Origin of the sequence: Streptococcus equinus ATCC 9812 (assembly GCF_000187265.1) — a bacterium.
GTDB lineage: Bacteria > Bacillota > Bacilli > Lactobacillales > Streptococcaceae > Streptococcus > Streptococcus equinus.
Window position 1 is genome coordinate 1 of record NZ_GL698434.1, and the last position, 13,764, is coordinate 13,764.

The window sequence follows — 13,764 nt, forward strand, 5'->3', positions numbered from 1 at the left end:
CTCACTTGAGACAACTTCTATATTCTATCAAATTCTCATCTCGTTGTCAAGAACTTTTTTCAAAGTTTTTTTCATACAAGTTTCAAATCTGATTGCCATCGTTCTCTCTCAAACAACAGCTATATTAGTTTAGCATTTCTAAGTAGCTTTGTCAAGAACTTTTTTAAAGTTTTTTTCAACCTTTTAGAAACTCTTACTGTCTCATGCGACAGCTATATTAGTATACTAAACTTAACTTACACTGTCAACACTTTTTTGAAATTTTTTTCATCTTATTTACATTTCGTTTTCAAACGTTAAATTTCGGTTATATTTCGCCTATTATAAGTTTTTGAACATTTGTCATATATCTTCCTAATTACTACCTTCAAAGCTTAATTCACTGGTAAAAAAGCCAAAAAAAGACATCCAAGATAAAAATCTTGAATGTCTTGAAACGTTGATATAATCGTATTGATTAACGTTTTGAGAATTGTGAAGCTTTACGAGCTTTCTTAAGACCTGGTTTTTTACGTTCAACCATACGTGCATCACGTGTAAGAAGACCAGCGCGTTTCAATGAATCACGGAAATCTGGGTCTACTTGAAGCAATGCGCGAGCGATACCGTGACGGATAGCTCCTGATTGACCTGCGTAACCACCACCTACAACGTTAACGAAAACGTCGTATGAACCTACAGTTGAAGTAACTGCGAATGGTTGGTTGATAACAAGACGAAGGTCAGCATGTGGGATGTATTCTTCTACATCTTTTTTGTTAACAGTGATTTTACCAGTACCTGGAACCAAACGTACGCGTGCAACAGCGTTTTTACGACGACCAGTACCTGTGTATTGTGCTTGTGCCATTTAATTGATGCTCCTTTCTCTCTTAGATAAGTCCTTTGATATCAAGTACTTCTGGTTGTTGAGCAGCGTGTGTGTGTTCAGCACCTACGAAGACTTTCAATTTCATACCTTGTGCACGTCCAAGAGTGTTGTGTGGAAGCATGCCTTTAACTGATTTTTCAATCAAGCGAACAGCGTTTTTAGAACGAAGTTCACCTGCTGTGATTTGTTTCAATCCACCTGGATACATTGAGTGAGTGTAGTAGATTTTATCAGTTGCTTTTTTACCAGTTAATTTAACTTTTTCAGCATTGATAACGATAACGAAGTCACCTGTATCAGTGTGTGGTGTGAATGTTGGTTTGTTTTTTCCGCGAAGTACGCTAGCAACTACTGCAGAAAGACGTCCAAGAGGTACATCTGTTGCGTCAACAACGTACCATTTACGTTCAACTTGGCCTGGTTTAGCCATGAATGTTGTTTTGTTCATGAGTTCTCCTATACGAATTCGTTTTTGTTTACAAAGTGTGGATGTTCCGGTCCACGAGTTATTTGAAAGGTTCCGGGGCCTTACAAATGGGGTAAACAATACCGTTTATTATAATACCAAAAAAAGTGGTAGTAAGTCAACAGTTACGTACCATCTTTTCTAAGTTTTTTAGTGATTTTTTCTTCTTTTTCATAGAAAACGCTTAGCGGAATTTACGGGTATTTTCTGCTAAGTGAACTAAGTGGCGTAAAAAGTCATGCGTTTTTGCTTGGTAGTCATAAGTCCTGCCTAAATCATAAATATAACCATTGATATAATCAACTTCTGTCTGACGTCCTTTGTTCATATCTTGGTACATTGACGGATAATGCAGAGGACTTGTTTCCGCGCTAACATACCGAATGGTCTCCCATTCTTCATCACGACTATTCAGAGGAGTAATGCCCGCTAATTCGGCAACGTTATAAGCTTCATCAATTAATTGACGTCCTAGTGTTTCGGCACCTTCGTAATCAATGAATTGCCCCATACGAATTTCAAAAAGGGTGCAAATGGTATTGATGACAGAATTGAACACAACTTTTGTGTAAAGTGTTCCTAAAAAATTATCAGTCAGATTTGGATTGAGGTTTGAGGCTTCAAATTCAGTTATTATCTGCTTTTGAACATCATCGACCGTTCCTGATTGAGCGGCAATATTAGTAGAACCAGCACCTGCTTTTCCAATAAAATCAACATTTCCTGCGTCTTTCAAGACCGTTCCAATCAGACAAGTTCCTGCTAAAACTTTTTCAGGCGCAAAATAGCGATTGATTTTCTCGATATGTCCCATACCGTTCATTCCTGTGAAAACATATTGATTTTCGTGGAAGAAATGCTTGCTTCGTTCGAGTAATTGCGACAAATTCATTTGTTTATCAAAAATGATAAAAACATCTGGTTTTCCTTGGTATTCTTCTGGTGTCTGAATGTTAATCGGAATCAGATGACGATTTTTACCATCACGTGATTGATAAACACCACCTTGTTTTCTAATCGTGTCGATTTGCTCTTCCCACGTATCAATAAAATCCACTTGAGCACCGAGATGTTCTTTTAATAGCAGCCCAAAACGTAGTCCCATTGCACCACTTCCAAGTACAGCATAAGTCAAAGCCATGTCTTTTCCTCCTTTGATTTTAAAAATTATATCACTTCATCAGTCGAATATGGAGGAAATCAGGTATAGAATTTTCTTATGGCTAGCTATAAATAAAAAGGCTAGAACTTACTATTCTAACCCTTCTCTATTATCTTGCTTCTTTTCCAATCGTAAAAGCTGCTAGCGTACCTAGGCCTACGTGAGCAGAGATAACTAGGCCTAGTGGCATAATGAGAACATCATCAATTTCTTCGTGTTCTAAAAGAGACTCTTTTAATGCTTCAGCACCTTCTAAATCATTAGCATAGGCAACAACCGCTGTTCTATGAGCGATAGATTTGGTCGCTTGAGAAACAACTTCTTTTAGTGCTTTTTTGCGGCCACGAATTTTAGCTAGAGGAACTAATTTTCCTGTTTTATCCAACCACAAAAGAGGTTTAATGTTGGCTAAACTTCCCATAATAGCTGATGTTTTTGACAAACGACCACCGCGCATCAAATGATAAAGATCATCAACCAAGAAATAAGTACGTAAACGAGGTAAGATATCAACAATCATTGCTTTAGTTTCTTCAAGTGTCTTACCTTCATCACGCGCTGCAGCTGCTAACACTGACAGATACCCTTCTCCACCAGCAGCAGCCAAAGTATCAACGATTTCAATCGTTGCATCTGGATAGTCTTCTAGCACCAAATCACGTGCAATCATTGAAGTTTGATAAGTTCCTGAAAGTACTGAAGAAAATGCCAAATAAAGCACTTTGTCCCCATTTTGAGCATGATGTCGGAAGCTTTCTTCAAATTGTCCCACATTAACTTGACTAGTGGTTGGTTTGCCACCATTTTTCATGCTTTCAAGCAATACTTCACTCGTTAAACGGTTCTCACCGACAGTTTCGTATGTTTTTCCGTCTAATTAAATGGTTAATCCTAAAATTTCAACATCGTGAGCGTTTGCCCATTCTTCATCTAAATCAGCTGTTGAATCTGTTATTAATTTAAAAGTCATAATTCTTCCTTTACTATCAAACACTGATTTTTCTGACATTTTACCGTCAAATCAGTTTTTATTTTCAAAATAATACTTTGATAATCAAATGATTTTAAATTATTATACCAAAAAAGCTCACATTGCGCGAGCTTCTTTTAAAAGTCTGTTTCTGATTAAACTACATATCGTCTAGCAATTGCTTCAATTTATCCAATTGTCCGTCGTTCCAAGGGCGTAATTTTGGTGTTGTTAAATCAATATGTTGAGACATTTTATCCAAATCTGATTTGACTGTATTAACACGTTGTTCGAGTTCACGGGCCGAGACGCGTAAAGCTCCCTGAGAGAAAACTGTCCACTGCTCATTCAAATCACTGGTTGCAACTTCAACAAGATTAAAGGATGTGTTTAATTCAGCAGCGGTACGTTCAATGTAAGAATCTGCAGTCTCGTCTTCTTCTGTAAAGATGACTTGAATTTTATATTGGTCATAGCGTTGACGAACTCCAGGGACATATTGCGCATCAAAAACACAGATGATGTCAAGATTTTCAAAATGAGCGTAGTTATTTAACTTACGTAGCAAGATATTTCTGGCTTCGTCTAGTTGATTTTTCTTAAACAGTTGACGTGTTTCCTGCCAAAAGGCAATCATATTATAACCATCAACTAAGAGGATTTTTTTCTTCATTTTCTAGTCCTTTCACAGATGGCTAGTTTTTGGCATTACAAGAATCTTAGTCCACTTTATGACGGAAAACTTCGTACATTAAAACTGCAGCTGCAACACTGGCATTCAGACTTTGTACGTGACCATTCATTGGAATAGTAATCATTTCATCAACTTGTTTTTTTATATTTGGTGAAATACCTTTTCCTTCATTTCCAATGATAAGGGCAAGTTTTCCAGAAGTATTCCATTTGTGTGACGATGTTCCGTTCATATCTGTACCAAATACCCAGAAGCCTTGTTCTTTTAATTTATCAAGGGTTTGGCTAAGATTTGTCACACGAGCAATTGGTACGTGCTCTACTGCACCTGTTGAAGTTTTTGAAACAACTGGTGTTACACCAACTGCGCGGTGTTTTGGAATAATCACACCAGTTACATTTGTCGCATCAGCCGTACGCAAGATTGACCCAAAATTGTGTGGATCATTAAGACCATCCAAAATCAAAATAAGTGGATTTTCTTCTTGTGCTGCTTTATCTAAAATAGTATCTAATTCTGCGTAGGCAAACTCTGATACACGTAACACAAACCCTTGGTGAACTGCACCATTTGTCATGTCATTAAGTGTTTTTTTAGGTGTCCAAGAGATTGACACTTTTTTCTCTGCTGCTAAGTCTTTAATCTTATCAACATTTTTTCCACGCAAATCATCTTGGATGTAGAGCTTATTTCCTGTATTAGCCGTTAAACTTTCTGTTACTGCATGAACACCATATACGATGTCATTTGCTTCATTAAAATCTTTGTTCTTCATAGTGCTATTATAACATGAAAACCAGCTCTCATGCGAGAACTGGCTATTTTTATTTTTTAGTTTAATCTTCGATTTTTTCAACAGCTTGAATACACCAGTCGATGAGTTCTTCAAGACGATCAATCTGTTCTGTCATATGAAGATATCCCATCACTGCCTCAAACCCTGTTGACATGCGGTAAGTCACAACATCTGCATTTTTTGCTTTGGTGTGACTATTAGTATTACGACCGCGTTTGTAAATTTCTTCTTCTTTTTCAGTCAGTAGCTGCGCTTCTAGCATCATGTTAATCAACATAGCTTGAGCTTTAGCTGAAACATACATAGTTGCTTTGCGATGCAATTGATTTGGTTTCGTCATTCCTTGAAAAATCAAGTGTTTACGAATATAAGTTGAGTAAATAGCATCACCTTCAAAGGCAAGCGCGATACCATTGATAAGATTGACATCTACCTTAGTCACGTGTCCACCTCACGCCATCTTTGGTATCTAACAATTTAATCCCTTGTACTGCTAATTGGTCACGGATGGCATCGGCTGTGGCAAAGTCACGATTTGCACGCGCTTCTTGACGTTTTGCAATCAAAGCTTCGACGTCAGCATCCAAAACTTCTTCTTCAAAAACAATGCCAAATACAGCAAGCATTTTAGCAAAAGTATCTTTGACTGTTTGGTCATAATTCCCTGAATTAATCCATTTTGCCATGTCAAAGATAACAGTAATACCATTTGCAGTATTAAAATCATCATCCATTGCTGTTTCAAAGTCATCTTTGAATTTTGCAAGTTCAGCTGCATCCGCTACTTCACCAACTGGCAAGGTAAAAGTATTTTTCAAATACTTAAGATTAACAGAAGCATCGTGAACTGCTTTTTCTGTAAAATTGACTGGTTTACGGTATTGTTGCGTTGCAAGGAAAAAGCGAAGTACTTGACCATCAACTGTCTTTAACATGTCGTGAACTGTCACAAAATTGCCGAGAGATTTTGACATTTTTTCATTGTCAACATTAACAAAACCATTGTGCATCCAGTAGTTTGCAAAGGTCTTACCTGTTTTAGCTTCAGATTGAGCAATTTCATTAGTGTGGTGAGGAAATTCTAAATCAGCTCCACCACCATGGATATCAATGGTATCACCCAGGATACTTGTCGCCATAACTGAGCATTCAATGTGCCAACCCGGACGACCTTGTCCCCATGGGCTTTGCCAAGAAACTTCACCTGGTTTTGCAGACTTCCAAAGTGCAAAGTCCAATGGATTTTCCTTGATGTCACCTTCGCCATCCACACGACCACTAGCACCTACTTCAAGGTCTTCTAGGGTTTTATTAGCTAATTTAGCATAGTTTTTACTTTTGGCTACACGGAAATAAACATCGCCATTTGCTTCATAGGCAAAGCCTTTATCCACAAGGTCTTTGACAAAAGCAATAATTTCGTCCATGTATTCGATAACGCGTGGATTTTTAGTAGCTGGTTCTACACCGAGCTCTTTGACATCTTCCATAAAGGCTGCGATGAATTTATCTGAGAATGCTTTGGTATCCATGCCAGCTTCAGCAGCACCTTTGATAATCTTATCATCAACATCGGTAAAGTTAGAAATATAATTAACTTTATAACCACAATATTCAAAATAACGTCGAATTGTGTCAAATGCAACAACACTGCGAGCATTACCGATATGAATGTAGTTATAAACCGTTGGTCCACAAACATACATATTTACCGTATTTTCTGTAATTGGGACAAATTCACGAAGACTTCTCGTCATTGTATCGTAAATTTTAATCGTCATCTGCTATCCTCCTATCTTTCGTATTATTTATTAAAGTTTTGAAGAATGTAAGCTTTCATAGAAAGCCGCTTCAAGTTTTGAAGTGTAATATTCACGATGTTCTTCAAGATCATGAATAGCTTCTTCATCTTTTTTACCGTGGACACGGACAACTTTTGCTGGAACGCCAACTACTGTAACATCTGCTGGAACATCTGAAACAACAACAGCTGCTGCACCTACTTTAGAATTTTTACCGATTTCAATTGGTCCAATAACTTGAGCGTGAGCCGAAACAAGCGCTCCTTCTCGAACAGTCGGGTGACGTTTTCCGACATCTTTTCCTGTTCCACCAAGGGTTACACCATGATAAAGCATAACACCCTTTTCAACAATTGCTGTTTCACCAATAACAAGACCTGAACCGTGGTCAATAAAGACACCCTCAGCAATTTCAGCACCTGGGTGAATTTCAATTTGTGTCCAAAAGCGCCAAAACTGACTGTGCATGCGAGCTAGTAATTTAAAGCCATGTTTCCACAAGAAATGTGAAATGCGGTGCGCAGCCAAGGCTTTGATACCAGGATAGGTTAATACAATTTCCAGAGAGCTACGAGCCGCTGGATCGTTTTTCTTAATAATATCAATACTTTCTTTCCACCAACCCATATGTTCTCCTTTCTTATTCATCGATTTCTGACCAATCAACTAAGATTTGTTGATTGTCAAACGGATTAATGGCAACTCCGACCGTTTCATCGATGTCATTTTCGCCATGTCCTGGTTGATAAATATCAGCCAAACGCCACGTCAAAACACTTCCTTGTGCTTTGCGGAATGGTGTTCCAAAATCTTTGTGATTGTACCATTTTGCAAAACTTTGAAGATTTGAAAAGGCTGGGACATAGCTTTTTCCTTCAGGTGTAGACATCGTCGGGAACATACGGTCAAAGCTTTTATCATCACGTGGGTGAACAAAGGCTGGGACAAGATAATACTTGTCTAAAGTATCAGCCTTACGATTTTCCTCACCCATGAGTTTATTTAAAATAGTTGTGTAAGCATTTAAAAATTGGATTAATTCACTGCTTTTAAAAATTGTTGAATTGCCAAAATCACCTGATTTTTTAAGGTTAAAGACAATTCCAGTCAATCCTTTTTCAATGACTTCTTTCAAAACGTCCAAAGTTGGACGTTCAACCCAATTTTGAGTTTTGGCACTGTCTTGTTCTTCTTTGAAATTTTCAAGATCTTCTTTATCAGAAAAGACAGGCGTAACCTTTTGCCCTTCAATATCAAGAGCGTAAGGTTGGTCACTCGCCAAAACAGGAATATTGTGCAAAGCGTTGACAAGAGCAATACTGTCTAAAAAATTATCTGGTGCGTTTACAAATGCACGCAAACGCAAATCAAGTTCGTTGATATTTGTCATCATAAACTCCAAAACTATAAATTACAACTAAAATGCTTATTCTTTGTGATCACGTAGATGTCCACCAAATGGTGAGTTGTGTTTGTGTTCGTGATTTTTTTCAGCTCTTTGTGGGCGTGGTAGCAACGCTTTCATTGAAGCATCGACACGACCTTTATCGTCAACTTTAATGACTTTAACGTCTACTTCATCGCCAACTTCAAGAACATCTGAAACATTTGCTGTGCGTGTCCAAGCGATTTCTGAAATGTGAACAAGGGCATCTGTTGTATCAAATAGATTTACAAATGCACCGAATTTTTCGATACGAACAACTTTAGCGTGGTAAACTTCACCAACTTTAGCTTCACGAACTAAACCAGCAATGATTTCTTTAGCACGGTCGATAGCAGCTTGATCAGATGAGTAGATAGATACATTTCCTTCTTCGTCGATATCGATTTTAACGCCAGTTTCTTCGATGATTTTATCGATAGTTTCGCCACCTTTACCGATAACCACTTTGATTTTATCAACATCAATTTTAATAGTATCAATTTTTGGTGCTGTTGGAGCAAGGTGTGTACGAGGAGCTGGGATAGTTGCTTCAATCAAATCAAGAATTTCAAAACGAGCTTTCTTAGCTTGAGCTAGAGCTTCTTTCAAGATTTGCGGTGTAATACCTTCAATCTTGATATCCATTTGAAGAGCTGTAATACCTTCACGAGTACCAGCTACTTTGAAGTCCATATCGCCGAAATGATCTTCAAGACCTTGGATATCTGTCAAGATTGTGTAGTTGCTACCGTCTGAAATCAATCCCATGGCAATACCAGCAACTGGTGCTTTGATTGGCACACCACCAGCCATAAGTGCAAGTGTACCAGCACAGATTGATGCTTGTGATGATGAACCATTTGATTCCAAAACTTCAGCAACTAGGCGGATAGCGTATGGGAATTCTTCAAGACTTGGAAGAACTTGCGCAAGAGCACGTTCACCAAGAGCTCCGTGACCAATTTCACGACGACCTGGCGCACCATAACGTCCTGTTTCACCAACAGAGAATTGTGGGAAATTGTAGTGGTGCAAGAAACGTTTTTTGTACTCAGCACCAAGACCATCAACGATTTGAGTTTCACCCATTGGGGCAAGAGTCAAGACAGACAAAGCTTGAGTTTGTCCGCGTGTGAATAGACCTGAACCGTGAACTTTTGGTAAGAAATCAATTTCAGCATCCAATGGACGGATTTCGTCAACACGACGACCATCAGGACGGATTTTATCTTCTGTAATCAAGCGACGCACTTCAGCGTGTTCCATTTGTTCAAGAATTTCAGCCACGTCACGCATGATTGTTTCGTAGTTTTCATCGTCAGCGTAGCGTTCTTCATAAACAGCAGTCACTTCTTCTTTGACAGCTTCTGTCGCTGCTTCACGCGCTTTTTTCTCTTCAACTTGAACAGCTTTTTGAAGATCTGCATTGTAAGCTGCAATGATTTCAGCTTGCAATTCTGGATCCACTTGAAGCAATTCAACTTCTGCTTTTTCTTTACCGACAGCTGCTACAATTTCTTCTTGGAAAGCAATCAATTCTTGAACAGCCTCGTGACCTTTAAGAAGAGCTTCAAGCATAATATCTTCTGATAATTCTTTGGCACCAGATTCAACCATGTTGATAGCTTCTTTTGTACCAGCAACAGTCAATTCAAGAAGAGATTTCTCTTTTTGTTCTTCTGATGGGTTGATGATGAATTCGCCATCGATGTAAGCAACTTGAACACCTGCGATTGGTCCGTTAAACGGAATATCTGAAATAGACAAAGCAAGTGAACTACCAAACATCGCAGCCATTGGTGCGCTAGCATCTTCGTCATATGAAAGAACAGTGTTGATAACTTGAACTTCGTTGCGGAAGCCTTCAGCAAACATTGGACGGATTGGACGGTCAATCAAGCGTGCTGTCAATGTTGCATCAGTTGTTGGACGACCTTCACGTTTGTTAAAACCACCAGGGAATTTTCCTGCGGCATACATTTTTTCTTCGTAGTTAACTTGAAGTGGGAAAAAGTCACCTGTAGACATCTTCTTAGACATAACAGCTGCACTAAGGACAGTTGATTCACCATAACGAATAACAGCTGCACCATTAGCTTGTTTAGCAACTTGACCAATTTCAACAACAAGGGGACGACCTGCAAACGTTGTTTCAAAAGTTTGTTTTGACATTTTTATTCCTCTAATATTTTATTTTGATACGTCTGTTTTCTACAAAAACCAGTCTGTAAAAGACTTATAAACTCGTCTTTGCATAAAACCACGTATCTTCATTATTTTATCACATTTTATAGGAAATAGCAGAGCTTGTAGCATAGTTTTTTAAGAATCATTAAAAAGCAGCTACAACTCAGTAACTGCTTCACTTTATAACGATTTACCAGACTATTATCCAAAAAATAAATCAACTACAGCAATAACAATAATAGCTCCCAAAACAGAAGGTAAAATTGCCATATCTGCTAAAGTCGGTCCCCAATATCCAAATAAACTTTGCCCAACGAATGAACCAACAAGACCTGCAAAAATATTATAAACACAGCCCATTGACTCACCTTTTTTCGTAATAGCGCCTGCCATCATCCCAATAAGCGCACCAACAATTAATGATCCAATCATAACAGTCTCCTTTTTTAAATATCTGACATATTTAGCTATTTCTTTACACCCACATTGTAGCATAAAAAAACAGTCCGGGGGACTGTTTTTTCTCGAGCCTGAGAATTCGAAGGCGAGTTAAGCCCTATGGACTGTTTTTTCTCGAGCTTAAAAATTCAAAACTAGATATGTTTTTTGAGTCTGAAAATTAATGAGCTATTAACAATTGACTGCTAAATATATCAACAATAATCTTTTCGTTTTTTCTTAGAACATATCAATCAACAATTGTTTCAACTCTGAAATATATGGTTGACGTGGGTTTGCTGGTGTACATTGGTCATCGTAAGCAAGTGATGCCAATTTATCCACAGCTGCGTCAAAGGCTTCTTTGGTAACACCATTTGCAGAAAGACGAGGCTCAACATCAACTGCTTTCATCAAAGCATCAATACGTTCGCAAAGTGCTTCAACCAATGCTGCATCATCTTTACCTTTAAGACCAAGGCTACGAGCAATATCAGCGTAGTCACGTTGTGCACGATATTCTTCATAACGTGGGAAGACTGAACGTTTTACATTTCCAGCCACACCATTGTAACGAATAACGTGTTGCATAGCGATTGAAATAGCTAGACCGTGTGGAAGACCAAATTCACCACCAGTTTTGTGTGCGATTGAGTGGTTAATACCTAGGAAGGCATTTGAGAAGGCCATACCAGCAAGTGTTGCTGCGTAGTGCATATTTTCACGTGCTTGTTCACCACGAAGTGTTGGGTGTTTTGGATCATAGTTATATGAATCTTCCAAGTTTTCGATAACCAACTTGATAGCTTCAAGTGACCATGGACGAGTCAAATCAGATGCCATAACTGAAACATAAGATTCAAGGGCATGTGACAAAGTATCAAGACCAGATAGAGCAACTGTGCGTTTTGGCACTGTCATAACAAATTCTGGGTCTACGATAGCAACTTGTGGAGTCAATTCATAGTCAGTCAAAGGATATTTAACGTGAGTGTGGTCATCTGTAATAACAGCGTATGGTGTCACTTCTGAACCAGTACCAGATGTGGTTGGAATACAGAAGAGACGTGTTGCTGTTTGATGTTTAAATTTCACGATACGTTTACGGATATCGATAAATTTTTGTTGCAAACGTAAGAAGAGCTCGCTGACATTTTCATAGCTGTCAAGGAAATCAGCTTCTTGGTCAAGTGAGTATTCATAGATATAACGTGCAATTTTAGCCGCATCAAGTGCTGAACCACCACCGACTGCAATAACTGTATCAGGTTTGAAATCACGCATTTGTTTTGCAATTTCAATTGTTTGACCAAGTGTTGGGTCTGGTTTGATAGTACCGTAAATTGATGTTGCAACTTTTTCATCACGCAATGCTAATTGAGCAAGAACAGTATCAACAAAACCAAATTGAACCATTCCTGGGTCAGCAACGATTAAAGCACGTTGCATTGGTTCGTATTCATCTTGCAAGTAAGAGATAGCATTTTTTTCATAATATGTTTTTTCTGGTAGGCGAATCCATTGAGGACGGTTGCGACGTTTGGCAACTGTCTTAACATTTAAGAGATCGCCAGTTGAAAGATTGTGTGACAATGAATTTTTCCCCCATGATCCTGTTCCAAGTGTTAAGCTAGCTTTAAGTGCATCTGTGTAAACATCACCGATACCTCCGACTGAATCTGGTTGGTTAACCAAGACACGTGATGCTTTTACGGCATCTCCGTATTCAGCAACAAATGGATCTGCTTGAGAGCCAATTTGGATACCAGCATTGTGCCCTGCACCTTGGTAGTCAAGAAGTGCTTCGACAATTTCAACACCTTCGCTACGATCTTTAGCTTTGTAAATTGAAAGGAGTGGAGAAAGTTTTTCAGAAGAAAGTTTTTCACCAATGTTTTTCTTGTCAAGTTCAAACAAGAGAACATCTTTTCCTTCTGGTAATTTCACGCCAGCTTGTTCACAAATCCAAGTCGCTGGCATACCAGCCACTGGTCCATTAACACCATGGCGATCATTGAAGACAAAGTCTTCGATTTTTTTATAGTCCTTCTTAGGCACAAGGTAAGCACCTTTGTCTTGCATTTTTTGAAGCCATTCATCGTAAATAGGAGCTTCAACGACTGCAGAGTTTTCTGTGGCACAAATCATACCATTATCGAAACGTTTTGATAACAACAAATCTTCTACTGCACGGTCAACGTTAGCTGTTGCATCAACGTAGATAGCACCGTTACCAGCACCAACACCCATTGATGGGTTACCTGATTTAAGAGCGGCATTTACCATACCAGGTCCACCAGTTGCCAAGATAGAAGCAATTTTCGGATTTTGAATCAATGCTGATGTGTTTGCAAGAGATGGTGTTTCAATCCATTGAACAATGTTTTCTGGTGCACCAGCTTTAACAGCAGCGTCGTAAAGAATTTGTGCTGCGTGTGCTGAACATTTTTGCGCTTGTGGGTGGAAGGCAAAGACAATTGCATTACGTGTCTTCAACGCAACCAAAATCTTGAACATTGTTGTTGAAGTTGGGTTAGTTGTTGGAACAATACCAGCCAAGACACCAAGTGGTGCTGCAATTTGGATACTTCCTGAAACTTTATCTTCCCCAATAATACCTACTGTTTTTTCGTTTTTAATACGTTCGTAAACGTACTCAGTAGCAAAGTGGTTTTTAATATCCTTATCCTCAACGACACCACGACCTGTTTCTGCATGAGCTTCTTTTGCCAATTCAAGTGAAGCTTCTGAACCTGCAAGAGCCATAGCTGCGACAATGTTATCAACTTGTTCTTGTGAATAAGTTGCATAAACACGTTCAGCTTCAAGAGCTTTTTCGACAAGAGCTCCTGTGTACTGTTGAGCCAATTCTTCTGCACTCAACTCGTTATTCCTTACATCTGCATTTGTTGCTTTAGCCATTAAGAAAACCTCCTTATAAGTACCCTTAAA

12 protein-coding genes and 1 pseudogene are annotated in these 13,764 nt (G+C 38.6%); all 13 read right to left on the minus strand.

Features of this window, described 5'->3' with window-relative positions; translation table 11 throughout:
* Positions 1 to 457: 457 nt before the first annotated feature.
* On the minus strand, positions 458 to 850 hold the full coding sequence (rpsI, locus tag HMPREF0819_RS07795) for a 30S ribosomal protein S9 (RefSeq protein ID WP_003067667.1): 393 nt from the start codon (positions 848 to 850) through the stop codon (positions 458 to 460).
* A gap of 22 nt (positions 851 to 872) precedes the next feature.
* A complete protein-coding gene (rplM, locus tag HMPREF0819_RS07800) occupies positions 873 to 1,319 on the minus strand; it encodes a 50S ribosomal protein L13 (protein WP_003067669.1) in 447 nt (148 codons plus the stop codon).
* 202 nt (positions 1,320 to 1,521) lie between these two features.
* Entirely contained in the window at positions 1,522 to 2,478 is a 957-nt protein-coding gene (locus HMPREF0819_RS07805; protein WP_003067670.1) for a ketopantoate reductase family protein, read from the minus strand.
* A gap of 130 nt (positions 2,479 to 2,608) precedes the next feature.
* Positions 2,609 to 3,469 (minus strand): annotated as a pseudogene (locus tag HMPREF0819_RS07810) (DegV family protein).
* A 160-nt stretch (positions 3,470 to 3,629) separates the two neighbouring features.
* On the minus strand, positions 3,630 to 4,142 hold the full coding sequence (locus HMPREF0819_RS07815) for an NYN domain-containing protein (protein ID WP_003067677.1): 513 nt from the start codon (positions 4,140 to 4,142) through the stop codon (positions 3,630 to 3,632).
* 46 nt (positions 4,143 to 4,188) lie between these two features.
* Positions 4,189 to 4,938 (minus strand): 23S rRNA (guanosine(2251)-2'-O)-methyltransferase RlmB, encoded by a 750-nt coding sequence (rlmB, locus tag HMPREF0819_RS07820; protein ID WP_044023468.1) that lies wholly within the window; start codon positions 4,936 to 4,938, stop codon positions 4,189 to 4,191.
* Positions 4,939 to 4,999: 61 nt separating this feature from the next.
* Positions 5,000 to 5,401, minus strand: a complete 402-nt coding sequence (locus HMPREF0819_RS07825) for a Mini-ribonuclease 3 (protein WP_003067681.1) — start codon at positions 5,399 to 5,401, stop codon at positions 5,000 to 5,002.
* Entirely contained in the window at positions 5,394 to 6,740 is a 1,347-nt protein-coding gene (cysS, locus tag HMPREF0819_RS07830; RefSeq protein WP_003067683.1) for a cysteine--tRNA ligase, read from the minus strand. The genes HMPREF0819_RS07825 and cysS overlap by 8 nt, the downstream gene beginning before the upstream one ends.
* Positions 6,741 to 6,770: 30 nt before the next feature.
* Positions 6,771 to 7,388, minus strand: a complete 618-nt coding sequence (gene cysE, locus HMPREF0819_RS07835; protein ID WP_044023469.1) for a serine O-acetyltransferase — start codon at positions 7,386 to 7,388, stop codon at positions 6,771 to 6,773.
* 13 nt (positions 7,389 to 7,401) lie between these two features.
* Positions 7,402 to 8,151 carry an SseB family protein gene (locus HMPREF0819_RS07840; RefSeq protein ID WP_044023470.1) on the minus strand — a complete coding sequence of 250 codons (750 nt, stop codon included), beginning with the start codon at positions 8,149 to 8,151 and terminating at the stop codon, positions 7,402 to 7,404.
* Between the two features lie 36 nt (positions 8,152 to 8,187).
* Complete coding sequence (gene pnp, locus HMPREF0819_RS07845) at positions 8,188 to 10,359, minus strand: polyribonucleotide nucleotidyltransferase (RefSeq protein WP_003067689.1); 2,172 nt, start codon at positions 10,357 to 10,359, stop codon at positions 8,188 to 8,190.
* Between the two features lie 216 nt (positions 10,360 to 10,575).
* Positions 10,576 to 10,806: a GlsB/YeaQ/YmgE family stress response membrane protein gene (locus HMPREF0819_RS07850; RefSeq protein WP_020916090.1), complete on the minus strand. Its 231-nt coding sequence runs from the start codon at positions 10,804 to 10,806 to the stop codon at positions 10,576 to 10,578.
* Positions 10,807 to 11,052: 246 nt separating this feature from the next.
* Positions 11,053 to 13,734 (minus strand): bifunctional acetaldehyde-CoA/alcohol dehydrogenase, encoded by a 2,682-nt coding sequence (gene adhE, locus HMPREF0819_RS07855; protein ID WP_044023471.1) that lies wholly within the window; start codon positions 13,732 to 13,734, stop codon positions 11,053 to 11,055.
* Positions 13,735 to 13,764: the final 30 nt, after the last annotated feature.